Below are 23,166 nucleotides of genomic sequence, written 5' to 3' on the forward strand. Positions count from 1 at the left end.
GACCCGAGCGGCCGCCGGTCGGTCGTCGTCCGGGCCGTGGCGTGCCTCTCGTGCTCTCCGGAGACGGCGCAGCCCTCACATCGTCGGTACAACGACCAGTGGCCACGTCCGGATCCTGTGCTCAGGATCCGGACGTGGCCACTGACCAGCACTTCGAGTGGAGCTGAGGGGACTCGAACCCCTGACCCCCTGCATGCCATGCAGGTGCGCTACCAGCTGCGCCACAGCCCCGTGACACCCTCACCCCGTGGAGCGAGTCGTCACCGCCCTTGCGGGCGTCGTGAAGTCTAGGCGAGACCTGCCCCGGAACGCTAATCGGGGTCGCGGGCCTCCTGGTCGGGCCCGGCGTTCCAGTCCGACGACGCGTCCGTGGGACCGAGGTTGTACCCCGTGAGCCGCCACGTGTGGGGGGCCGTGCCGCGCGCGGCACGCAGCTCGGCCCAGTGGGCGTTGCTCACGCCGACGATCCCCCGCCAGTCGGCCGGGAGGTCGAGCAGCCCGGCGACGCCGAGGCCGATCGCGGCGCCGTGCGAGACCACCACGAGCGTGTCGCCGTCCGTGAGCCCGGCGGCGTGCTCGTTGACGGCCTCGACCATGCGGGCCGCGACGGTCGCACGCGCTTCGCCACCCGCGCGGGTCGGCTCGCCGCCGGCCGCCCAGGCGGCGTGCTCCTCGGGCCAGCGCTCGCCGATCTCGGCGGCCGTGAGCCCCTCCCACGCCCCGAAGGACCGCTCGCGCACGCGCGGGTCCACGACCACGTCGAGCCCGGCCTGCTCCGCGAGCGCGTCGGCCGTCGCCCGGGCACGCCCGAGGTCGGACACGACGATCTTCGTGGGCTTGTACCGGGTGAGGAGCGCGGTCGCGGCCGTGCGTGCCTGCCACAGGCCCACGTCGTCGAGCGGGATGTCGGACTGACCCTGGAGCCGGCCCTCGGCGTTGTGCGCGGTGCGTCCGTGCCGCCAGAGCAGCAGGCGACCAGCTCTCACTGCACCGCCCCGTCGCCGTCCCGGATGTCGTCGGGCAGCGGGATGACGGGGCAGTCCTTCCAGAGCCGCTCGAGCGCGTAGTACACGCGGTCGTCGGCGTGCTGCACGTGCACGACGACGTCGCCGAAGTCGATGAGCACCCAACGGCCCTCGGACTTGCCCTCGCGGCGCAGCGGCTTCGAGCCGAGCTTGTGCAGCGACTCCTCGATGGCGTCGACGATCGAGCCGACCTGCCGCTCGTTGGTGCCCGAGGCGATCAGGAACACGTCGGTCAGGACGAGCTGCTCGCTCACGTCGAGCGCGATGATCTCGTCGGCCTTCAGGTCGGCAGCGGCGCGGGCTGCCGCGACGGCGAGCTCGACGGCGCGTTCGGTTGCCGGCACGGGTCTCCTCAGGTGGTGGTGGTGTGGCCGGCGACGGCGCTGGCCGTCGCTGGGATCGGGGGGGTGCCGGACGCGTCGTCGCTCCCGCGGCTGCCGAGCAGCACGATCAGGAAGCCGAGCACGAACGCGACCAGGGCGAGCACGAGCAGCTGGAGCCAGGTGTACGGGTGCGACGGGCGCTCGTCGTCCTCGTCGTCGTCGTCCTCGTCGAGGTCGTCGAGCTCGTCCACGGGGCGTGTCGCCCGCACCGGGTCGGGGCGCAGGGAGTCGGGGCGCAGGGAGTCGGGCTGCCCCGCACCGGGACGGGCGGGCTCGGCCTTCGAGAGCGAGCCCCAGCGCGGGCCTGCGGGCGCCTCCTCGGCGGCGGTCGCGCTCCCCGACGGCCACGCACCGGCCGCTGCCGGGGCGCCGGTCGGGACCGGCGGGGCGCCGACGGTCGTGGCGTCCGCGGGCGCGGCGCCGGCCGCTGCGGCCCAGGAGGGCCCGCGCTGCGCGGTCGTCGAACCCCAGGGCGCGGGAGCAGCCGCGGGCGCGGTCGCGGCGCTCGTCCGGGTCGGCGCCTGCGGTGCGGGGCCGCCGGCCGGGGTGCCCGTGGGGCCGGCCGGAGCCGCCCCTGGAGAACCCCACACCGGGGGTCGCGTGGGAGCGGCCGACGGTGCTGCCGGAGCCGGGGCCGGGGCCGCCGCGCGGGCCGGTCCGGCGCCGCCGGGGTGCCCCGGGGCGCCGGGGTACGAGGGAGGAGCGCCGGCCGGCCGCTGCGTCGCGGGACGGTCCTGCGGGGAGGACCCCCACGCCGCCGGGGCAGCGCCGGTCGCGCCGGCCCAGCCGGTGCCGCGCGCGGGAGCCGGCTGACCGGGGCCGGGCCGGGCCGGGCCGGGAGCCGTGGGGCCGGACGCCGACGGGCGCGGAGCGGTCCCCGGAGCCGGGTAGCCCGGGGGCGCCGTGCTCGGGGCCGGACCCGCGGGGCGAGCCTGCGGCGTGCGGGTGGGGCCGGCCGGCGCACCGGGCGCGCTGCCCCACTCCCGCGGAGCCGCACCCGGGGCGCCCGGAGCGCGCGTCGGGCCTGCGCCCGGTTGGGGCGCTCGCGGGCCGGACGGCTCGAGCGACGTGTCGCGGATCGTGCGGCGCGAGCGCATCGCGGCCGACTCGGCACCCATGCCGGGCACCTGGTACGGCCCCCCGCCCGCGCTGCCGTCGGGCCCGACCGACGGCACGGGCTGGCTGCGCATCGCACGGCGCGACGGCGGGCCGCCGCTGCCCTGTGCGTCGGGACCGACGTCGGTCGTCCGCTCGGCCTCGCGGCGGCGGCGACGCTCTCCGGGTTCACTCATCGTTACCTCGATACAGACCGTGCTTGGCGATGTACTGGACGACCCCGTCCGGCACCAGGTACCAGACGGGCGCTCCACCCCGAGCGCGTGCGCGGACGTCGGACGAGGAGATCGCGAGCGCGGGGATCTCCTGCTGGCTGACCCTGTCCGCAGGGAGCCCGTCGGTGGACAGCGTGTGTCCCGGTCGGTTGACCGCCACGAAGTGCGCCATCTCGAACAGCTCGTCGGGCGCCTTCCAGCTGAGGATCTGCTCGATCGCGTCCGCGCCCGTGATGAAGAACAGCTCCGCGTCGGGCCGCGCCGCGTGCAGGTCGCGCAGCGTGTCGACGGTGTACGTGAGCCCCGCGCGGTCGACGTCGACGCGGCTCACGGTGAAGCGGGGGTTCGACGCCGTCGCGATGACGGTCATGAGGTAGCGGTGCTCAGCGGGCGTGACGTCCTGGTCCTGCTTGAACGTCGGCTGACCGGTCGGCACGAACACGACCTCGTCGAGCTCGAACTCCGCGGCGACCTCGCTCGCGGCGACCAGGTGGCCGTGGTGGACGGGGTCGAACGTGCCACCCATCACGCCGAGCCGCAGTCGTCGCTGGGTCATCGGTCGGGTTCCTCGCTCTCGTCCTCGCTGGCTGGCTGGTCCCTCGCGGCAGCTCAGTGGCGGGTGCCGACGCTCCGGAACGCGTAGGTCACGAGCAGCATCGCGATGAGGCCACCGAACGCCGAGAGCCCGAAGACCACCGGGGAGACGGTCAGCTCGGTGCCGTGCTCGGCGTACTCCTGGGTGGCCAGCAGAATGGAGTGCACGTCGATCCTCCTGAGAAGGCTGTTCGTCGGAGCGACCAGTGTCGCATGTCAGGCCGGGCGTCAGGCTCGGACGTGCCCGTCACCGTGCACGACCCACTTGGTCGTCGTGAGCTCGCCGAGCCCCATCGGGCCGCGCGCGTGCAGCTTCTGGGTCGAGATGCCGATCTCCGCGCCGAGCCCGAACTGGCCGCCGTCGGTGAACCGGGTCGAGGCGTTGACCATGATCGCCGCGGAGTCGAGCTCGGCGACGAACCGCTCGGACGCCGCGAGGTCCCGCGTGACGATGGCCTCGGTGTGGCCCGACGTCCACGTGCGGATGTGCTCGAGCGCGGCGTCGAGGTCCGGCACGACCCGCACCGCGAGGTCGAGCGAGAGGTACTCGGTCGCCCAGTCCTCGTCGGTCGCGGCGACGACGTCGACGCCGGCGGGCGCGAGGGCCCCGGTCGCGTGGTCGCCGTGCACGACGACGCCGGCCTGCGCGAGCGCGACGAGCGCGGAGGGCAGGAAGCCGGGCGCCGCGTCGGCGTGCACGAGCAGCGTCTCGGCGGCGTTGCACACACCGACGCGCTGGGTCTTCGAGTTCAGCAGGATCGCGAGCGCGGTCGCGGGGTCGGCGCTCGCGTCCACGTAGACGTGGCAGTTGCCCACGCCGGTCTCGATGACGGGCACGGTCGACTCGCGCACCACGGTGCGGATGAGGTCCGCTCCCCCGCGCGGGACGAGCACGTCGACGAGACCCCGCGCGTGCATGAGCGCGACGGCGCCGGGGCGGCCGTGCGCGTCGATCGACTGCACGAGGTCGGCCGGCAGCCCGACGCCGGCGAGCGCGCGCCCGAGGACGTCGACGACCACCTCGTTGCTGCGCGCCGCGGCCGAACCGCCGCGCAGGATCACCGCGTTGCCGCTCTTGAGCGCGAGCCCGGCGGCGTCCACGGTCACGTTGGGACGGGCCTCGTAGATCATGCCGACGACGCCCATCGGGACGCGCACCTGGCGCAGCCGCAGGCCGTTGGGCAGCGTCGAGCCGCGCACGACCTCGCCGACCGGGTCGGGCAGCGCCGCGAGCTCGCGCAGGGCGTTCGCGATCCCGCCGATGCGCTCGTCGGTGAGCGCGAGCCGGTCGAGCAGCCCCGGGGACGTGCCGTTCGCACGCCCGCGCTCGAGGTCCTCGGCGTTGGCCGCGACGATCTCGGCGGAGGCCGCGACGAGCGCGTCCGCGAGCGCGAGCAGCGCCGCGTCCTTGGTGGCCCGCGTCGCGGTCGCGAGCGCGCGCGAGGCGACCTTGGCGCGGCGCGCGACGTCGAGGACGGCCTCGGTGACGTCGGGCCCGGGCGCGGTGCCCGCCGGGGCCGCGGCGGACGGCTGCGGGGCAGCGAGGGAGGCCGCTCCGGGCGCAGCGGCCGACGTCGTCTCGAGCGAGGTGGTCATCCGGCCAGGGTAGCCCGGGAGGCGCGGGTCGACGGAGGCCTCCCGCAGGCCGGACGGTGCCCGGCCCGGCCGGAGGTCCGCCGGCAGGCGGCAGGCGTCGGCCCTGACGCTGCAGCCGTCAGCCGCCAGCCGTCACGAGTCAGCCGTCAGCCGTCACGCGGGAGTCGCCGACCGTCGGCCGTCAGACGATCCCGGCCCGCGCGAGCGACGCCCCGACCCGCGAGGTGTCGACCGGGCTCGCGTAGCACTCGCCCTCGTGCGCGCCGAACGGTGCGACCTCGACCCAGCCGTCCCGAGCGCACAGTGCCCGCAGCTCGTGCAGCTCGTCGGGGACGCCCATCACGATCTCGGCGACGCCCGCGGCGCGCGCGAACTCGTCGAGCTCGGCCAGCACGCGCCGCGCGAGCCCGCGGCGGCGCCGCTCGGGGACGACGTACAGCCGGGTCACCTCGTAGCGGCCGTCGCGCTCCTGGAGGGACGCCGTGGCGACGGCGTCCTGGCCGTCGTAGACGAGGACCGTGAGCAGGACCGACGAGGGGTCGGCGGCGTCGGGCCGCGCGCGGCGCTGGCCGGGGCCGCCCGCGGCGGGCGCCGTGCGGTGGCGCAGCTCGGCGGCGAGGCGCTCGCGCAGCTCGGCGGCGTGCGGGTGCCCCCACGCGGCGATCCGGGTGCGCAGCTCGTCGCGCAGGACCGACGGGGCGTGGTCGGGGAACGGGGCGTGCACCGGGTCGGCCATCATCGCCGCGCCTGCGTCGGCGCGGAGACCGAGCGGCGCGGGCCGCTCGTCGGCGCCTGCGGGTGCTGCTCGGGCGCGCGCGTGCGATCCGTGCTCATGTGTCCCCCTCGACGACGTGCCCGCGACGGGCGGGCAGGTGCAGCGCTGCGTCGGCGCGGCCCGCACCCCGGCGTCTCGAGGCGGCCGGGACCGTACGCGACCGCCGCCGAACCTAGGCCGCGGGCCGCGCCGGGGTCAACATGTCGGGCAGGGGCCGCCCGCATCGCGAGACCGCAGGCCCGGCGCGGCCCTCTCGGCGACGGCCGCACGCCCGGGCGGAGACGCCTCGGCACGCTCAGCGCGGTCGCGGGACCGCGGACGCGCGCCGCTTGACGAGCACGAGGTCGTCGCGGTGCACGACGGCGCGGTCGTACCCCGGGCCGAGCTCGGCGCGCAGGTCCGACGTCGTGCGCCCGAGCAGCCCCGGGACCTCCTGCGACGAGTACGCCGCGAGCCCGCGGGCCACGACCGTGCCGTCGGGGGCGGTCAGCGCGACCGGGTCGCCCGCCTCGAAGTCGCCCTCGACCGCGGTGACCCCGGCCGGCAGCAAGGACGTGCGGCGCTCGACGACCGCCCGCACGGCGCCGTCGTCGAGCACGAGCCGCCCACGCGTGCGGGCCGCGTGCGCGAGCCACAGCAGCCGCGTGGACGCCCGGCGCCCGGTCGCGGCGAACCACGTCCCGACGTCCTCGCCGGCGAGCGCCGCACGCGCGTTCGCGGCCGACGCCAGGACGACGGGGATGCCCGAGCCCGCGGCGATCGAGACCGACTCGAGCTTGGTCACCATGCCGCCCGTGCCCACGGCGCTCCCCCGCGTGGTGACGTCGACGCCGGCGACGTCGTGCTCGCCCCGGACCTCCGGGATCCGCACCGAGCCGGGCCGGGTCGGCGGGCCGGTGTGCAGGCCGTCCACGTCGGTGAGCAGCACGAGCGCGTGCGCCCGCACGAGGTGCGAGACGAGCGCGGCGAGCCGGTCGTTGTCGCCGAACCGGATCTCGTCCGTGGCGACCGTGTCGTTCTCGTTGACGATCGGGACGACGCCCAGGTCGAGCAGCCGCTCGAGCGCGCGCTGGGCGTTGCGGTAGTGGCCGCGCCGCACGGTGTCGTCGGCGGTGAGCAGCACCTGCCCGACGCGGATCCCCCGGTCCGCGAACGCCTGCGCGTACTGCGCGACGAGCAGCCCCTGCCCCACCGACGCGGCGGCCTGCTGCGTCGCGAGGTCGCGCGGGCGCGCCGAGAGCCCGAGCGGGCCGATCCCGGCGGCGATGGCACCCGACGAGACGAGCACGACCTGACCGCCGGCGGCGTGCCGGTCGGCGAGCACCTCGGCGAGCGCACGCACGCGCGCGGGGTCGAGGTGCCCGTCGGGCGTCGTGAGCGAGGACGAGCCGACCTTGACGACGACCCGCGCGGCGTCGGGCAGCTCGCGGCGGTGCAGGAGGGGGGAGGCGGCACTCACGGGACGCATTGTGCCCGTACGGCCACCCTCAGGACTCGTCGGTCCAGACCCCGGCCTCGCGCTCGGTCCACAGCTCGGCGCGCGCCTCCGCCTTGGCGTCCATGCGCTCCTTGTACTCGACGCGCTTCTCCCCGCGCGTCGGGCGGGAGCGCTCCTCGATGCGCAGGTCGGTCCCGCGCGGGCCCGCGAGCAGCTCCGAGCCGGTCAGCAGCGTCGGCTCCCAGTCGAAGACGACCGCCTTCGGCCCGTCGCCGATGACGACCTCGGCACCCGCGACGGCACCCGCGGCGAAGAGCTTCTCCTCGACCCCCAGGCGCGCGAGGCGGTCCGCGAGGTAGCCGACGGCCTCGTCGTTCGTGAAGTCCGTCTGGCGCACCCACCGCTCGGGCTTGACGCCGCGGATCTGGAAGTAGTCGTGCGGGCCATCGGTGCGCTTCGTGACCGTGAACCCGGACTCGTCGACCGCCCTCGGGCGCAGGACGACGCGCGTCGGCTCCGGCTGGGGCGCCTCGCGGCGCGCCTGCTCGACGAGGTCCGCGAGTGCGAACGTCAGCGGGCGCAGGCCCTCGTGGCTGACCGCGGAGATCTCGAAGACCTGCAGACCGCGCGCCCCGAGGTCGGGCTTGACCAGGTCGGCCAGCTCGCGGGCCTCGGGGACATCGATCTTGTTGAGCACGACCATGCGCAGGCGCTCCATGAGCGGAACGCGGCCGCCCTCGATGCCGATGTCGCCCCCGTACGCCGCGAGCTCGTGCTCGATCACGTCGAGGTCGCTCAGCGGGTCGCGGCCGGGCTCGAGGGTCGCGCAGTCCAGCACGTGCACGAGCACCGCGCACCGCTCGATGTGCCGCAGGAACTCCAGGCCGAGGCCCTTGCCCTCGCTCGCGCCGGGGATGAGCCCGGGCACGTCCGCGACGGTGTAGCGCGACGAGCCGGCCTGCACGACGCCGAGGTTCGGGACCAGGGTCGTGAAGGGGTAGTCCGCGATCTTGGGCCGGGCCGCCGACATCGCGGCGACGAGGCTCGACTTGCCCGCGCTGGGGTACCCGATGAGCGCGACGTCGGCGATCGTCTTGAGCTCGAGCACGACGTCCTGGGTGTCGCCGGGCTCGCCGAGCAGCGCGAAGCCGGGCGCCTTGCGCTTGGGCGACGCGATCGCGGAGTTGCCGAGACCGCCGTGGCCGCCGGCCGCGACGACGTACCGGGCGCCGGTCCCGACGAGGTCGGCGAGGACCTCGCCGCTCGGGGACTTCACGACGGTGCCGTCGGGCACGCCGAGCACGAGGTCCTCGCCCGTGAAGCCCTGGCGGTAGTTGCCCATGCCCTGGCCGCCCGAGGGCGCGTGCTTGTGGGGCGAGTGGTGGTACTCGAGCAGCGTCGTGACCTGCGGGTCGACCTCGAGGATGATGCTGCCCCCGTGACCCCCGTTGCCGCCGTCGGGGCCGGCCAGGGGCTTGAACTTCTCGCGGCGGATGGAGACGCAGCCGTGCCCACCGTCACCGCCGGTGGCGTGCAGCACGACACGGTCGACGAACGTCGCCATCGGACACCTCTTCCCGGAGCCGGTCGGGCCCCGTGCATGACCACCGCGGAGGATCCCGGTGGGTCGATCCTGACACGACGAAGGGGCGCACCGCCTCGGTGCGCCCCTCCGACGAACGTGCTGTGGTGGCTCAGGCCGCCGTCACGATGTCGATGACCTTGCGGCCCCGACGCGTGCCGAACGTCACGGCACCCGGCGCGAGCGCGAACAGGGTGTCGTCACCGCCGCGCCCGACGTTGATGCCGGGGTGGAAGTGCGTGCCGCGCTGGCGGACGATGATCTCGCCGGCCTTGACGACCTGACCGCCGAAGCGCTTGACGCCGAGACGCTGCGCGTTGGAGTCGCGACCGTTGCGCGAGGAGCTCGCGCCCTTCTTGTGTGCCATGACGAACCTGCTTTCGTGCTCAGAGACGGGAGGAGTCGCGGCCGACGGGGCCGCGGCGCGCACTCAGTTGTCGATGCCGGTGACCTTGAGGCGGGTCAGCTGCTGACGGTGACCCTGGCGCTTGCGGTAGCCGGTCTTGTTCTTGTACTTGAGGATGTCGATCTTCGGGCCCTTCTCGGCCCGCACGACCTCCGCCGTGACCTTCACCTTGGCGAGGTCCTGGGCGTCGGTCGTGACCTTGTCCCCGTCCACGAGCAGCAGCGCCGTGAGCTCCACGGTCGAGCCGGCCTGCGCGGCGAGACGGTCGACGACGACGACGTCGCCGACGGCGACCTTCTCCTGGCGGCCGCCAGCCTTCACGATCGCGTACACCACGTTGCTGCTCATCTCTGCTCGTCGAACTCAGTCACACAAGTCGGGGGCGTGCTCGGTACGGTGGAGCCGCTTCACACGGCCGGCGCTCCCGCAGCACGCTGCGGGATGCTCTCGGTACCTGGTGCACGCACAACCGGCGCGTAACAAACGCGCCGACGTTCAAGAGTACGGAACGCATCTGGCAGGGTCAAATGAGGGGGGCGCGGTGCACCGCAGCACGGCCGTCGGAGCAGCTGTCGTCGCCCTCGCCGGGCTCGTGCTCGCCGGGTGCACGCCCGGCGACGAGCCGGCGATCCTCGTCGAGGGGTCGCCCGACCGGTTCCTCGACCCGGTGCACGTGACCCTGACCGGCCTGCCGCCCGGCGAGGACGTCCAGGTGCGCGCAGAGGTGCGGTCCGACCTCACCTGGCGCTCGAGCGCCACCTACACGGCCGACGACCGGGGACGCGTCGACCTCGACACGGCCACACCGCGGGACGCGCCCTTCGACGAGCCGGACGGCACCGGGTTGTTCTGGACGCTCGCCCCCGTCGACCCCGCGGACGACGCCGCCCGGACCGACGCGTGGTTCGCCCGGGAGCACACCGTGCGCCTGACCGCGCACGTGGACGGCGTCGTCGTCGCGTCCGCGGACCTGCACCGCGAGGACGCGCTCTCCCAGGTCCGCGTCGAGCCCGTCGAACAGGACGGGATGGTCGGGCGCTGGGCCGTGCCGACCGCCTGGACGCCCGACCCCGCGAAGCCCGTGCCCGCCGTCCTGGTCTTCGGCGGGTCGGAGGGCGGGATCGACGCCGCGGAGGAGGACGCCGCGCTCACGGCGTACCGGGGGTACCCCGCGCTGGCGATCTCGTACTTCGCGAGCCCGGGGCAGCCGGCGACGCTGGACGAGGTGCCCGTCGAGACGTTCCTGCGCGCGCTCGACTGGCTCCGCGTGCAGCCCGGCGTCGACCCCGAGCGGATCCTGACCTACGGCACGTCGCGCGGCGGCGAGATGGCGCTGTGGCTCGCCGCGCACCGTCCCGACCTCGTGCACGGGGCGATTGCACCCGTGGGGGCGCACGCGCTCATGTGCAGCCCGGACGACTGCGGCCCCGCGTGGGCGCTCGGCGGCGTACCGCTCGAGAACCTGCGCGTCGGCTTCGTGTCCGACTACCCGCCCGGCGACGTGCCCGAGGGGTCGCCGCTCGTCCCCGTCGAGGACATCCGCGGGCCCGTCGTGCTCGCGTGCGGAGGCCAGGACGCACTGTGGCCGTCGTGCACCTACGCGGTGCACGCCTCGACGCGGCTCGACGACCTGCGCCCGGGCGACCACGAGCTCGTGTACGAGCCGGACGCCGACCACTTCGTCTCGGCCTCGCCGATGATCCCGAGGGGGCTCGACGACCCCGCGACCGCGCAGGCGACGCATCGCGCACGGGTCGCGTTCTCGGCCGCGCTCGACGACGCCCTCCGGCGGTCCGTGCGCTGAGGCACGGTCCGCCGGAGGGCGTCGGGAGCGGTCAGCGCTCGGCGGGCTGCTCGGCGTCGGGGCGGTCGGTCGCCTCCGGGGCGTCGGCCGCCTCGGGTGCGGCGTGGTCGCCCGGCTCGGACCCGACGAGCTCCGCCGCGTCCTGCCCGGCGTCGCCCTGCTCGTCGTCGTCGGCGTCGTCGTCGTCGGCGTCGTCGTCCGCGTCGTCCGGCACGTCGAACGTGCTCGGGTCGACCGGGGTCAGCTCGAGCGTCTCGCCCACCGACGCCTCGGCGTCGAGGTCGACGTCCCCGGGCTCTCCGTCCCCGGCAGCGCCCGGCGCAGCCGGCTCAGGAGCGTCCCCCTCGGCGTCGCGAAACGTGGCACCGTCCTCCGACGAGCGGGCACCGAGGGCGTCCCCGGTGTTCGGCGCATCCCCGGCGTCCGTGGCCGTGTCCGTCGGTGCGGCGTCCGCGAGGTCGACCGGCGCGTCCGCGACCCGCACGGCTCCCCCGGCGACGGGCGTGCCGGCGGCGGGTGCGTCGTCGTGGTCGTGCGCGTGCTCGTGGGCGTGCGCCGCCGCGGCGGCGATCGTCGCGAGCGTGGCCTTGACCGCCTCGCGGGCCTCGGGCAGCACGGGCACGGCCGGCAGGGCCGACCCGGCGGGGCCGGCGTCCTTGCCCCCGCGCTTGCGGCGCGAGCGCTTGGCGTCGGCCTCGGCGGGCGCGGGAGCCTGCTGCGGCTGGTGCTGGTGCTGCGGGGCACCGGCCTCGGAGCGCGACGACCGCTCGATCGGGTCGGCGTGCACGATGAAGCCACGCCCGTTGCAGTGCTCGCACGTCTCGCTGAACGCCTCGACGAGCCCCTGCCCGACGCGCTTGCGCGTCATCTGCACGAGCCCGAGCGACGTGACCTCGGCGACCTGGTGCTTCGTGCGGTCGCGCCCGAGGCACTCGACGAGCCGGCGCAGCACGAGGTCACGGTTGAGCTCGAGCACCATGTCGATGAAGTCGATGACGATGATGCCGCCGATGTCGCGCAGGCGGAGCTGGCGCACGATCTCCTCGGCCGCCTCGAGGTTGTTGCGCGTCACCGTCTCCTCGAGGGTGCCGCCCGAGCCCGTGAACTTGCCGGTGTTGACGTCGACGACCGTCATGGCCTCGGTGCGGTCGATCACGAGCGAGCCGCCCGACGGCAGCCAGACCTTGCGGTCCATGCCCTTGGCGAGCTGCTCGTCGACCCGGTGCGCGGCGAAGACGTCGCCCTGCGCGGTCCACCGCGAGACCTTGCTCGCGAGGTCCGGGGCGAGGTCGCCGATGTAGCCGGAGATCGTCGACCACGCCTCGTCACCCTGCACGACGAGCGAGCTGAAGTCGTCGTTGAAGATGTCGCGCACGACGCGGATCGCGAGGTCCGGCTCACCCTGCAGCAGCACGGGCGCCGACGCGGTCTTCGCCTTCTTCGAGATCGACTCCCACTGGCCCTGCAGGCGCGCGATGTCGGCGCGCAGCTCGTCCTCGCTCGCGCCCTCGGCGGCGGTGCGCACGATGACACCGGCCGACTCGGGGACGATCTCGCGCAGGATCTTCTTCAGGCGGTTGCGCTCGACGTCGGGGAGCTTGCGGCTGATGCCGGTCATCCCGCCACCGGGCACGTACACGAGGTACCGGCCCGCGAGCGTGATCTGCGACGTCAGGCGCGCGCCCTTGTGGCCGATCGGGTCCTTGGTGACCTGCACGAGCACCGAGTCGCCCGACTTGAGCGCCTGCTCGATGCGGCGCGGCTGGCCACCCTCGAGCCCGGCGGCGTCCCAGTTGACCTCGCCGGCGTACAGCACCGCGTTGCGGCCCTTGCCGACGTCGACGAACGCCGCCTCCATGCTCGGCAGCACGTTCTGCACGCGGCCGAGGTAGACGTTGCCGGCCATCGACAGCTGCGCCTGGCGGGAGACGTAGTGCTCGACGAGCACGCCGTCCTCGAGCACGGCGATCTGCGTGCGGCCGTCGCGCTCGCGCACGACCATCGTCCGCTCGACCGACTCGCGCCGGGCCAGGAACTCCGACTCCGTGATGATCTGGCGGCGGCGACCCGCGTCGCGGCCCTCGCGACGGCGCTGGCGCTTGGCCTCGAGGCGCGTGGACCCGCGCAGCGCGGTGACCTCGTCGCTCGGCGCCCGCGTGGCACGGCTGCGGCTCGGCGCGGCGACCTCGGGCTCGGTGCCCTCCCCGCGCCCGCTGCGGCTGCGGCGACGACGGCGACGACGGCTCGACCCGCCCTGCTCGTCGGTGTCCGCGTCCGCGTCGGTGTCGGTGTCGGTGTCCTCCGCGTCGCCCTCGGCCTCGGGCTCGGCGTCCGGCTCCGCGGCGCGCGGGGCGTCCTCGTCGTCGGCGGCGTCCTCGTCCTCGGCGCTGCGGCCACGGCGACCCCGACCCCCGCGACGGCGGCGGCGGCGCGGCCCCTGCTCGTCGGCGTCGTCGCCGTCGGCGGCGCGCTGATCCTCGGCGTCCTCGTCCTGCACGGCCTCCGGCTCGGCCTCGACGAGCTCCTCGAGGTCCACCACGAGGTCGGGCGCACCCGCGAGCAGCACGGTCGGCTCCTCGACGGGGGCCTCCGCCGCGGCGTCGGCAGCGGCACCACGGCGACCGCGGCGGCGCGACGGACGCGTCGCGGCGGGCTTCTCCGCGGCCGGCTTCTCCGCGACCGGGGCCTCGACCTCGGCGGCGGGCTCCTCGGTGTGCAGCGCGGCGGCGGCCTCGGAGATGGCCTGCGGCGTCCCGGCGGGCGACTGCGCGCGGCGGCGGCGCGGGCGGGCGTCCGGGTCCGGGGCCTGGAAGAGCAGGGCGGTCGTGGCCAGGCGCGGCGAGCCGGTGCGCGGCTCGGCGGGCGGCTTGGCGGCGACGGTGCCTGCGAGCTCGGCGAGCACGTCGAGCGCGGGCGGCGCGGCGGGCGGCGGGGTGGTGGCGGTCGCGGCGGACTCGGTGGCGGCGGCCTCGGCGGCAGCCTCCTCGTCCTCCTCCTCGGCGGCGGGCTCGACGACGGGCGCGACCTCGACGGGCGCCTCGGCGGACTTGCGGCTGCGCCGCGGTGCGCGCTTCTTCGGGGCTGCGGCGGGCTCGGCGTCCGTGGCCGGCGCGTCGGCCACGGGGGCCGGCGCGGCGGCGGCGGGAGCATCGACGACCGGAGCCGGCTCGACGGGGGCGGGCTCGACCGGAGCGGACGCGGCGGGCGTCGCGGCGGCAGGGGCCGAGGCCGCCGGCTGCTCGGACGTGCCCGCGGCGGCCGGGTCGGGCAGGACGACCGTGCGGGTCACGCGGCGGGAGCGACGCGCGGGCGCCGCCGGTGCGGGCTCGGGGGCGGTCGTCCCCGCGACGGGCGCTGCGGCCGGCTCGGCCGTCACCGGGGCGGCGGGGCTCGACACGTCCGCGGCGGGCGCGGCGGCGCCCTCGGGGCCAGCCGGGGCGCTCGGTGCGCCGGACGCCTCGGGGGCGGCCTGCGGTGCGGACGGGTCGGGCGGTGCGGCGACCTTGCGGGTCGCGCGACGACGTGCGGGCTTCTTGGCGGGCGTCGCCCCCTCCGCGACGGCCGCGTCCTCGCGGCTCGGTGCGTCGAGCGGGGCGTCGTTGCTGGGGGTTCCTGCGGTGTCGAAGGTCACGCGGGGTGCTCCTGTGTGCCCGACGGGTGCCGTCCACACACCTCGGCGCCCGCGGGCGGTCAGTCGTCGCTCGCGCGGTGCGCTGCGACGGAAGTCGTCGGTCGCGGCTGGCTGCACAGGCGGTCGGCGCCATCGCCCTGCCTGCTCGTCGAGCGGGTCCCGTTGCGGGGCCCGGCGGAAAGCCGGCGGCGCCTGGCGAGCGCGATGCGCTGGTGCGGCGAGCACGGTCACGGAGTCGGGGCGGTGTGGGCGCCCCGGAACCGCGTTCAGTATCGCACAGGCACCGTCGGAGGCCCTCAGCGACACGGTCGGGTGTGACGACGTCGTGTCAGCAAGCGGGACCTTGGTCCCACGGCCCCACGCGGCACCGACCTAGCGTCGTAGGCGGTCCTGGGCTCACCGCCGGACCGGTGCGCGCACTCGCCACAGGGCGCGCACCCGCCGCCGCTCGACCCGACGGAGACCCCGCGTGGAAGCCCTCGACCTGGCCCGCTGGCAGTTCGGTGTCACGACCGTCTACCACTTCATCTTCGTCCCGCTCACGATCGGGCTCTCCCCGCTCGTCGCGCTCATGCAGACGTTCTGGGTGCGGACGGGCGACGAGAAGTGGCTCCGGCTCACGAAGTTCTTCGGGAAGCTCTTCCTGATCAACTTCGCGATCGGCGTCGCGACCGGCATCGTCCAGGAGTTCCAGTTCGGGATGAACTGGAGCGAGTACTCCCGCTTCGTCGGCGACGTGTTCGGGGCGCCGCTCGCGATGGAGGCGCTCGCCGCGTTCTTCGTCGAGTCGACCTTCCTCGGGCTGTGGATCTTCGGGTGGGACAAGCTGCCCAAGAAGATCCACCTCGCGTGCATCTGGGCCGTCGCGCTCGCCACGAACCTGTCCGCGTTCTTCATCCTCGCGGCGAACTCGTGGATGCAGCACCCGGTCGGCGCGATCCTCAACACCGAGACCGGCCGCGCGGAGATGGTCGACATCGTCGCGGTGCTGACCAACCCGACGGTGCTCGCCGCGTTCCCGCACACCATCACCGCCGCGCTGCTGACCGCCGGCACGTTCGTCGCGGGGATCGGCGCCTGGTGGATGGTCCGGACCGTGCGCCGCGGCGACGTCGACCTCGCGCGCACCGTCTACCGCCCGGCCGTCGTGCTCGGCACGATCACGATGCTCGTCGCCGGCGTCGGCCTCGGGGTCACGGGCGACTGGCAGGCGAAGCTCATGTTCGTCCAGCAGCCCATGAAGATGGCCGCGGCCGAGGCCCTGTGCGAGAGCACCGACGGCGCCGCGTTCTCGATCCTCGCGATCGGCGACCTCGCCAACGACTGCGACGGCGTGAGCCACCTCATCGAGATCCCGGGGATGACCGCGTTCCTCGCGACGGGCGAGTTCGACGCGCCCCTCGACGGCGTGCACGACCTGCAGGCGCAGTACGAGGAGAAGTACGGCGCCGGCGTCGACTACACGCCGAACCTCGCGGTCACGTACTGGAGCTTCCGGCTCATGATCGGCATGGCCGCCGGGTCCGCGCTGCTCGCGGTGGCGGTGCTGTGGTTCACGCGCCGCGGACGGGTCAGCGACAACCCGTGGCTCGCCCGCATCGCGCTCGCCGCGATCCCGACGCCGTTCCTCGCGTCGGCGTTCGGCTGGATCTTCACCGAGATGGGTCGCCAGCCGTGGGTCGTGGTCCCGAACCCGAACCCGAGCGGCGTCGACGGCGTGTGGCTGCTGACCGCGCGCGGCGTCTCGACGGTCGTCAGCCCGGCCATGGTGATCACGTCGATGGCGGCGTTCACGCTGCTCTACGGCGTCCTCGCGGTGATCTGGTTCAAGCTCATGCACCGGTTCGCGGTCGAGGGCGTCGCGGACTCCGAGCACGACCCGAGCCCCGAGGCGCGCACCGACGACCCCGACGACCCGGACTCCGCGGCCGACCGCCCGCTGTCCTTCGCGTACTGAGGCAGGAGACCGCAAAGACATGGAGCTCACGACCGTCTGGTTCCTGCTCATCGCCGTCCTGTGGACCGGCTACCTCGTCCTCGAGGGCTTCGACTTCGGCGTCGGCATGCTGCTGCCCGTCCTGGGACGCAGGAACAACACCGACCGCCGCGTCATGATCAACACGATCGGCCCGGTCTGGGACGGCAACGAGGTGTGGCTGCTCACCGCCGGCGGTGCGACGTTCGCGGCGTTCCCCGAGTGGTACGCGACGCTGTTCTCGGGCTTCTACCTGCCGCTCCTGCTCATCCTGCTCGCGCTGATCATCCGCGTCGTGGCGTTCGAGTGGCGCGGCAAGATCGACGACGACCGGTGGCGGGCGCGCGCCGACCTCGCGCTGACCGTCGGCTCGTGGGTCCCCGCGGTGCTGTGGGGCGTCGCGTTCGCGAACATCGTGCGCGGCGTCGAGCTCGACGCCGACCACCAGTACGTCGGCGGGTTCGTCGCCCTGCTGAACCCGTTCGCGCTGCTCGGCGGGGCGGTCACGGCGCTGCTGTTCCTCACGCACGGCGCGGTGTTCCTCGCGCTCAAGTCGGCCGGTGACGTGCGGGAGCGCGCCGGTGCGCTGGCCGCGCATATCGCGCCGGTGACGCTCGCGGTCACCGCGGCCTGGGCCGTGTGGGCGCAGCTCGCGTACTCCGTCGCGTGGACGTGGGGCGCCGTCGGGCTGGCCGCGGCCGCGCTGCTCGTCCTCGTCCGGGCGACGCGGGACCGGCGCGAGGGCTGGGCGTTCGTCGCCTCGGCCGTCACGATCGTCGCGGCCGTCGTGCTGATCTTCGGGTCGCTGTTCCCCGACGTGATGCCGGCGTTCGACCCCGCGCACTCCCTCACCGTGACGAACGCGTCCTCGACCGACTACACGCTGACGGTCATGACGTGGGTCGCGGTGGCGCTCACGCCGCTCGTGCTGCTCTACCAGGGCTGGACGTACTGGGTGTTCCGGAAGCGGGTCTCGGCCGAGCAGATCCCGGCGAGCGTCGGCCTCACGTTCGCGCGCCGCGCACCCGCTGCGGCGGGCGTCGGGACCCGCCGCCCTGGCGACGGCGGCGCGGGCATCGCCGCCGGGAGCGATGCCGGCAGCGACGCGACCGACCGCCCGACCGCGTCGTGAGACGCTGCCCGGCGTGAAGCCGCTCGACCCCCGGCTGCTCCGGCACGCGCGCGCCGCGCGGAGCTACATCGCCCTGACGGTCGTGCTCGGGACCGTCGTCGCGGCGCTCGTCGTGGCGCAGGCCCTGCTCCTCGCGCACGCGCTCGCCGCGGCGGTGCACGACGGCGCGACGCTCGCCGAGATCGGGCCGCAGGTCGTGTGGATCGCCGCCGTGGTCGCGGTGCGCGCGCTGGTGGCCGGCGTCCAGGAGCGGTTCGCGCACCGGGCGGCGACCCGGGTGATCGGCGACCTGCGGGCGCAGCTCGTCGAGCGGTCCGCGCTGCTCGGTCCGCGCTGGACCGTCGAGGGCGACGGGTCCCGCGTCGTGACGCTCGCGACGCGCGGGATCGACGCGCTCGAGCCGTACTTCGTGCGGTACCTGCCGCAGCTCGTGCTCGCGGCCACGGTCACGCCCGCGACCCTCGTCGTGATCCTGGGGCTCGACTGGGTCTCGGCGGCGATCGTCGCGGGCACGATCCCGCTCGTCCCGCTCTTCATGGTGCTCGTCGGCCGCCTGACCCAGGGCCGCTCGGAGCGCGGGCTTCGCGTGATGCAGCGGCTCGGGTCGCAGGTGCTCGACCTCCTCGCCGGCCTCGCGACGCTGCGGGCGTTCGGGCGCGAGCTCGGGCCGGTCGCGCGCGTGCGCGAGCTCGGCGACGCGCACCGGCGCGCGACGATGGGCACGCTGCGGGTCGCGTTCCTGTCCGGCATGGTGCTCGAGCTGCTGACGACGCTCTCGGTCGCGCTCGTGGCCGTCGGGATCGGGCTCCGGCTCGTCTACGGCGAGCTCGACCTCGTCACGGGGCTCGCGGTGCTGGTGCTCGCGCCCGAGGTGTACCTGCCGCTGCGCCAGGTCGGCGCCCAGTTCCACGCCTCCACCGACGGCGTCGCGGCCGCCGAGCAGGTGTTCGCGGTGCTCGAGACGCCGCTGCCCGCACGCGGCACGCGGCCCGCGCCGGACCTGCGCACCGCGTCGCTGCGGCTGCGCGGCGTCGGGGTGCGGGCGCCCGGCCGCGACGTGCTGGCACCCGCGGGGCTCGACCTCGACGTGCGCCCCGGTCGGGTCGTCGCCCTGACCGGCCCGAGCGGGAGCGGCAAGACGACCGCCGTGGACGTGCTGCTCGGCCTCGTGCGGCCCGACCACGGCACGGTCGAGCTCGTCGCCCCGGACGGCACGGCGACCGCGCTCGCCGACGTGGACCCCACCACCTTCTGGGCGCAGCTCACCTGGCTCCCCCAGCGCCCGCTCCTCGAGCCCGGCACGCTCGCCGACGTCGTGACCGGCGGTGCGGACGTCACGCCCGGGCGCCGTGACGCCGCCGCCGCGCTGACCGGGCTCGACGCGGTCGTCGCCGCGGCGCCGCTCGGCTGGGCCACGCCGGTCGGGCGGGGCGGCGACGGCCTGAGCGTCGGGCAGCGCCAGCGCGCGGCCCTCACGCGCGCGCTGCTCGGCACGGCTCCGCTCGTCGTGCTCGACGAGCCGACCGCGCACCTCGACGCCGCGGGTGAGCAGGTCGTGCTCGACGCCGTCGCCGCCCTGCGCGAGGCCGGGCGCACCGTCGTCCTCGTCGCGCACCGGGCGTCGCTCGTCGCGGTCGCCGACGAGGTCGTCGCGGTCCGGCCCGCCGAGCTCCCCGCCGGGCTCTCCCCCGGCGCCGGCCCGTCCGCGGCGCGCCCGGAGGTCGTCGCGTGAGCGCCCCCACCCGTCCCTGGTCCGCCGGCGACCCCCTGCGCCGCGCGCTCGCGCTGCTCGACGTCGACCGCACCCGCGTCGCGCTCGCCGTGGCTCTCGGCGTGCTCAGCCTCGGCTCGGCGGTCGCGCTCGCCGCCGTCGCGGCGTGGCTCATCGCCCGCGCGTCCCAGATGCCGCCCGTGCTCGAGCTGTCCGTCGCGACCGTCGCCGTGCGCGCGTTCGGGATCGGGCGCGGCACGTTCCGCTACGTCGAGCGCCTGACCTCGCACGACGTCGCGCTGCGCGGCATGGCGACGCTGCGCACGACGCTCTACGAACGGGTCGCGACGGGGCGGGTCGGCGCCGCGCTCGCCCTGCGGCGCGGCGACCTGCTCGCCCGGGTCGGCGCGGACGTCGACACCGTGGGCGACGCGGTCGTGCGCGGCCTGCTGCCCGCCGCGGTCGCCGCCGTGCTCGGCGTCGGGACCGCGGTCGCGATGGCGCTGTTCCTGCCCGCCGCGGGCCTCGCGCTCGCGGTGTGCCTCGTGCTGGCGGGCGTCGTGTCGCCCGCGCTCGCCGCCCGCGCGGCCCGGACGAGCGAGGCGCGGGCCATCGAGGCACGCGCGGCGGTCGCGAGCGTGTCGCTCGGCGTGCTCGACGCACCCGGGCCCGTCACGGTCGCCGGCCTCCTCCCGCGCGAGCTCGACGCCCTGCGCTCCGCCGACGCGGCCCTCGCGCGCGCGGTCGACGCCGGGGCGCGGCCCGCCGCGCTGTCCGCGGCGCTCGGGCAGCTCGCGGTCGGCCTCGCCGTCCTCGCGGCGCTCGTGCTCGGCGTGCCGGCGCTCACCGCCGGCATGATCGCCCCGGTCGAGCTCGCGGTGCTCGTGCTGACCCCGCTTGCGGCGTTCGAGGCCACCGCCGTGCTGCCCGCCGCCGCCATCCAGGTGCAGCGCTCGCGCGCGGCCGCGGCGCGCGTGCTGGCGCTGCTCGACGAGGCGACGTCGGACGGGACGGCGCCGGACGGGACGGCGTCCGACGAGATGGGGCGCGACCGGCCGGTGCCCGTCGGCGCGGCGGTGCCCGGGGACGCACCCGACCCCCTGAGGCGGAGCACGCCGGCATCGGACGCCGAGCTCGCGCCGTCCTCCGCCTGCCCGCCCGAGCCGGCGGCCGTCGCCTCCGCGGCTGCTGCGGACGCGGGTCCGTCCGGAGCGACGCAGCAGCCCGCGTCGTCCGCCACGCTCGCCGCCCGCGACCTCGCGTGCGGCTGGCCCGGCCGCGAGCCCGTCGTGCGCGGCCTCGACCTCGACGTGCGCCCCGGCCGGTCGGTCGCGGTCGTCGGCCCGAGCGGGACGGGCAAGACGACGCTGCTGCTCACGCTCGCGGGCCTGCTCCCGGCGCGTGGCGGGAGCCTCACGCTCGGCGGGCTCCCGCCGGGCGCCCTGCCACGCCCCGAGGTGACCTCGCGCGTCGTGCTCACGACCGAGGACGCGCACCTGTTCGAGACGACGGTCCTCGAGAACCTCCGCGTCGCACGCGGCGACGTGACCGACGACGAGGCCCGCGCCGCGCTCGACCGCGCCGGGCTCACCGCCTGGCTCGCGGGCCTGCCGGACGGCCTCGCGACGCCGCTCGGCGCCGACGGGCGCAACGTCTCGGGCGGCGAGCGCCGGCGGCTCCTGCTCGCCCGGGCGCTGCTCTCGCGTGCGCCGCTCCTGCTCGTCGACGAGCCCGCCGAGCACCTCGACACCGCGACCGCGGACCGGCTCGTGCGCGACCTGCTGACCACCGGCACGGACCCGCTCGCCGCCGGCCCAGGCTCCCCCGCCGCCCCCGGCTCCCCCGCCCGCCCCGGCTCCCCCGCGGGCCCGCCCGCGCGCGGCGTCGTCGTCGTGACACACCGGCTGTCCGCGCTCGACGCCGCCGACGAGGTCCTCGTGCTGCGCGACGGCCGGGTCGCGGCCCGCGGTACGCACGCGCAGCTCCTCGCGAGCGACGCGGGCTACCGTGAGGCGCAGGCACGTGAGCAGCACGAGGACCGGGAGGACCCATGACCGACGCGGTGACGCGACCGACCCGCCCGAGCCGGCCGCCGGCCACCGGGCAGGACAGCGACGTCGTCACCGGCGACGGCCTGACCGACCTGCTCAACGCGGTGCTCTCGGTCGCGAGCGGGCTGGACCTGCGCGGGGTCATGGAGCGCTTCGTCAAGGTCAGCACGGAGCTCACGAACGCGCGGTACGGCGCGATCAACGTGCTCGACGCCCGTGGGGCGTCGACGACGTTCGTGCAGTCCGGGATGCCGACGTCGATCGCCGAGATGATGAGCAACCCGCCGCACTCGATCGGCGTGCTCGGCCGGATCCCGGCGCACGGCGTCCTGCTGCTCGAGGACCTCACGCAGCACCCCGCGTTCCGCGGCTTCCCGCCGAACCACCCGCCGATGGGCTCGTTCCTCGGGGCGGCCGTGCGCGTGCGCGAGCAGGTCTACGGCTACCTCTACCTGTCCGAGAAGGACGGCGGCTTCACGCGCGCGGACGCCGACGTCGTCGTCGCGCTCGCCGCCGCCGCGGGCATCGCGGTCGCGAACGCCCAGCTCTACGCCGACGCCGCGCGCCGCGAGCACTGGCTGCGCGCCGGGCAGGACATCACGACGATGCTGCTCTCGGGCGTCGACGAGGAGGAGGCGCTCGAGCACATCGCGGCGACCGCCCGCGAGGTCTCGGGGGCCGACACCGCGGCGCTCGCGCTCCCCGGCGTCGGCGGCGAGCTGGTCGTCGAGCTCGCGGACGGGCACGCGGCCGAGAGCCTCATCGGCGCGGTGATGCCGCGCGACGGGCGCTCGTGGTCCGTGATGGACGAGGGTCGCGGGCTGCTCGTCGAGTCGCTCTCGGCCTCCCGCGTCGTCCGGGTCGCGCCCATGCGTGCGTTCGGGCCGGCGCTGTTCGCACCCCTGCAGACGTCCGGGCGCGGGGTCGGCGTGCTCATCGTGCTCCGCCGCATCGGCAGCGCGCCGTTCGAGCCGAGCGACCTCGTCACCGCGGAGTCGTTCGCCGCGCAGGCCGCGCTCGCGTTCGTGCTCGCCGAGGCCCGGCACGCGCAGGACGTCGCGGCGCTGCTCGACGAGCGCGAGCGCATCGCCCGCGACCTGCACGACCTCGCGATCCAGCAGCTCTTCGCGACCGGCATGCAGCTCGAGACAGTCCGTCGCCGGGCCGCTCGCGGCGTCGACCCGAGCGAGCTCATGGGCATCGTCGAGGACGCGCTCGACAACGTCGACGGCTCGGTCCGCCAGATCCGGCAGATCGTCTACGCGCTGCGCGACCCCGACGCGGCGACCGGGCTCGTCGAGCGCCTGCGCCGGGAGGCGTCGCTCGCGCGCACCGGGCTGGGGTTCGCGCCGTCGTTCGTCGTCTCGCTCGACGGCACCGTGGTGCCCGACGGCGACTACATCGAGGCCGACCAGCTCGACGCCCGCATCGGCCCCGATCTCACGGACGACGTCGTAGCCGTGGTGCGGGAGGGGCTCGCGAACGCCGCCCGCCACGCGCAGGCGTCGTCGGTGTCGGTGCGCGTCTCGGTCCGGGGCTCGGGGCCCACGGGCCGGGTGCTCGTCGAGGTCCAGGACGACGGCGCGGGCCTCTCGGGCCGCAGCGACCGGCGGTCCGGCACGGGCAACCTCGCGGCGCGCGCCAGCCAGCACGGCGGCACGTTCAGCCTCGGCGCGACGCCCGACGGCCGCGGGGCGCTGCTGTCGTGGGAGGCGCCGCTCGGCTGAGCGGG

General features: G+C 75.8%; 18 protein-coding genes and 1 tRNA gene. 6 read left to right on the top strand and 13 right to left on the bottom strand.

The genetic code is table 11. From position 1 onward, the window contains the following. Positions 1–158: 158 nt before the first annotated feature. The 12 genes from CCE01nite_RS16430 to rplU all read right to left on the bottom strand — a co-directional run bounded on the left by CCE01nite_RS16430 (position 159) and on the right by rplU (position 9,466). Positions 159–231 (bottom strand) — tRNA-Ala (locus tag CCE01nite_RS16430). 80 nt (positions 232–311) lie between these two features. Continuing rightward, positions 312–986: a histidine phosphatase family protein gene (locus CCE01nite_RS16435; protein ID WP_141372697.1), complete on the bottom strand. Its 675-nt coding sequence runs from the start codon at positions 984–986 to the stop codon at positions 312–314. Beyond that, positions 983–1,369 carry a ribosome silencing factor gene (gene rsfS / locus CCE01nite_RS16440; protein ID WP_141372698.1) on the bottom strand — a complete coding sequence of 129 codons (387 nt, stop codon included), beginning with the start codon at positions 1,367–1,369 and terminating at the stop codon, positions 983–985. Before rsfS ends, CCE01nite_RS16435 begins: the two co-directional genes overlap by 4 nt. 8 nt (positions 1,370–1,377) lie before the next feature. Then, on the bottom strand, positions 1,378–1,998 hold the full coding sequence (locus CCE01nite_RS16445) for a hypothetical protein (RefSeq protein ID WP_141372699.1): 621 nt from the start codon (positions 1,996–1,998) through the stop codon (positions 1,378–1,380). A 694-nt stretch (positions 1,999–2,692) separates the two neighbouring features. Beyond that, positions 2,693–3,295: a nicotinate-nucleotide adenylyltransferase gene (nadD, locus tag CCE01nite_RS16450; protein WP_141372700.1), complete on the bottom strand. Its 603-nt coding sequence runs from the start codon at positions 3,293–3,295 to the stop codon at positions 2,693–2,695. 53 nt (positions 3,296–3,348) lie between these two features. Further along, positions 3,349–3,501, bottom strand: coding sequence for a hypothetical protein (locus CCE01nite_RS21440; RefSeq protein WP_170223982.1), 153 nt, complete (start codon positions 3,499–3,501; stop codon positions 3,349–3,351). A gap of 60 nt (positions 3,502–3,561) precedes the next feature. Then, entirely contained in the window at positions 3,562–4,929 is a 1,368-nt protein-coding gene (locus tag CCE01nite_RS16455) for a glutamate-5-semialdehyde dehydrogenase (protein ID WP_141372701.1), read from the bottom strand. Positions 4,930–5,110: 181 nt separating this feature from the next. Further along, positions 5,111–5,668 carry a GNAT family N-acetyltransferase gene (locus CCE01nite_RS16460; RefSeq protein WP_141372702.1) on the bottom strand — a complete coding sequence of 186 codons (558 nt, stop codon included), beginning with the start codon at positions 5,666–5,668 and terminating at the stop codon, positions 5,111–5,113. A 331-nt stretch (positions 5,669–5,999) separates the two neighbouring features. Then, the gene (proB, locus tag CCE01nite_RS16465; protein ID WP_034635472.1) at positions 6,000–7,172 is read right to left on the bottom strand and encodes a glutamate 5-kinase; all 1,173 of its coding nucleotides are present in this window, start codon (positions 7,170–7,172) and stop codon (positions 6,000–6,002) included. A gap of 19 nt (positions 7,173–7,191) precedes the next feature. Next, on the bottom strand, positions 7,192–8,706 hold the full coding sequence (obgE, locus tag CCE01nite_RS16470) for a GTPase ObgE (protein WP_034635470.1): 1,515 nt from the start codon (positions 8,704–8,706) through the stop codon (positions 7,192–7,194). Positions 8,707–8,836: 130 nt separating this feature from the next. Next, positions 8,837–9,091, bottom strand: coding sequence for a 50S ribosomal protein L27 (rpmA, locus tag CCE01nite_RS16475; RefSeq protein ID WP_034635467.1), 255 nt, complete (start codon positions 9,089–9,091; stop codon positions 8,837–8,839). Positions 9,092–9,154: 63 nt separating this feature from the next. Further along, positions 9,155–9,466, bottom strand: a complete 312-nt coding sequence (gene rplU, locus CCE01nite_RS16480) for a 50S ribosomal protein L21 (RefSeq protein ID WP_211254616.1) — start codon at positions 9,464–9,466, stop codon at positions 9,155–9,157. Between the two features lie 205 nt (positions 9,467–9,671). Between rplU and CCE01nite_RS16485 the strand changes: the two genes are divergently transcribed. Further along, complete coding sequence (locus CCE01nite_RS16485; RefSeq protein WP_052104527.1) at positions 9,672–10,934, top strand: acyl-CoA thioesterase/bile acid-CoA:amino acid N-acyltransferase family protein; 1,263 nt, start codon at positions 9,672–9,674, stop codon at positions 10,932–10,934. Positions 10,935–10,965: 31 nt separating this feature from the next. On the opposite strand, the gene CCE01nite_RS16490 is transcribed toward CCE01nite_RS16485, so the two are convergent. Continuing rightward, positions 10,966–14,565, bottom strand: coding sequence for a ribonuclease E/G (locus CCE01nite_RS16490; RefSeq protein ID WP_218026489.1), 3,600 nt, complete (start codon positions 14,563–14,565; stop codon positions 10,966–10,968). A gap of 469 nt (positions 14,566–15,034) precedes the next feature. Here CCE01nite_RS16490 and CCE01nite_RS16495 point away from each other — a divergent pair, with 469 nt between their 5' ends. The 5 genes from CCE01nite_RS16495 to CCE01nite_RS16515 are packed head-to-tail and all read left to right on the top strand — an operon-like array spanning position 15,035 to position 23,161. Then, positions 15,035–16,522 carry a cytochrome ubiquinol oxidase subunit I gene (locus tag CCE01nite_RS16495; protein ID WP_141372704.1) on the top strand — a complete coding sequence of 496 codons (1,488 nt, stop codon included), beginning with the start codon at positions 15,035–15,037 and terminating at the stop codon, positions 16,520–16,522. Between the two features lie 19 nt (positions 16,523–16,541). Continuing rightward, complete coding sequence (gene cydB, locus CCE01nite_RS16500; RefSeq protein WP_141372705.1) at positions 16,542–17,672, top strand: cytochrome d ubiquinol oxidase subunit II; 1,131 nt, start codon at positions 16,542–16,544, stop codon at positions 17,670–17,672. Between the two features lie 13 nt (positions 17,673–17,685). Next, positions 17,686–19,404: a thiol reductant ABC exporter subunit CydD gene (gene cydD / locus CCE01nite_RS16505; protein ID WP_141372706.1), complete on the top strand. Its 1,719-nt coding sequence runs from the start codon at positions 17,686–17,688 to the stop codon at positions 19,402–19,404. Beyond that, a complete protein-coding gene (locus CCE01nite_RS16510) occupies positions 19,401–21,437 on the top strand; it encodes an amino acid ABC transporter ATP-binding/permease protein (protein ID WP_141372707.1) in 2,037 nt (678 codons plus the stop codon). Before cydD ends, CCE01nite_RS16510 begins: the two co-directional genes overlap by 4 nt. Beyond that, the gene (locus CCE01nite_RS16515) at positions 21,434–23,161 is read left to right on the top strand and encodes a GAF domain-containing sensor histidine kinase (protein WP_052104497.1); all 1,728 of its coding nucleotides are present in this window, start codon (positions 21,434–21,436) and stop codon (positions 23,159–23,161) included. The genes CCE01nite_RS16510 and CCE01nite_RS16515 overlap by 4 nt, the downstream gene beginning before the upstream one ends. Positions 23,162–23,166 lie beyond the last annotated feature (5 nt).

Source organism: Cellulomonas cellasea, assembly GCF_006538745.1.
Lineage (GTDB): Bacteria > Actinomycetota > Actinomycetes > Actinomycetales > Cellulomonadaceae > Cellulomonas_A > Cellulomonas_A cellasea.

Excerpts from the sequence above, each read along its gene's own strand:
- nadD (WP_141372700.1), bottom strand. The coding sequence starts at position 3,295 with ATGACCCAGCGACGACTGCGGCTCGGCGTGATGGGTGGCACGTTCGAC.
- CCE01nite_RS16455 (WP_141372701.1), bottom strand. The coding sequence starts at position 4,929 with ATGACCACCTCGCTCGAGACGACGTCGGCCGCTGCGCCCGGAGCGGCC.
- CCE01nite_RS16460 (WP_141372702.1), bottom strand. The coding sequence starts at position 5,668 with ATGATGGCCGACCCGGTGCACGCCCCGTTCCCCGACCACGCCCCGTCG.
- proB (WP_034635472.1), bottom strand. The coding sequence starts at position 7,172 with ATGCGTCCCGTGAGTGCCGCCTCCCCCCTCCTGCACCGCCGCGAGCTG.
- obgE (WP_034635470.1), bottom strand. The coding sequence starts at position 8,706 with ATGGCGACGTTCGTCGACCGTGTCGTGCTGCACGCCACCGGCGGTGAC.
- rpmA (WP_034635467.1), bottom strand. The coding sequence starts at position 9,091 with ATGGCACACAAGAAGGGCGCGAGCTCCTCGCGCAACGGTCGCGACTCC.
- cydB (WP_141372705.1), top strand. The coding sequence starts at position 16,542 with ATGGAGCTCACGACCGTCTGGTTCCTGCTCATCGCCGTCCTGTGGACC.
- CCE01nite_RS16515 (WP_052104497.1), top strand. The coding sequence starts at position 21,434 with ATGACCGACGCGGTGACGCGACCGACCCGCCCGAGCCGGCCGCCGGCC.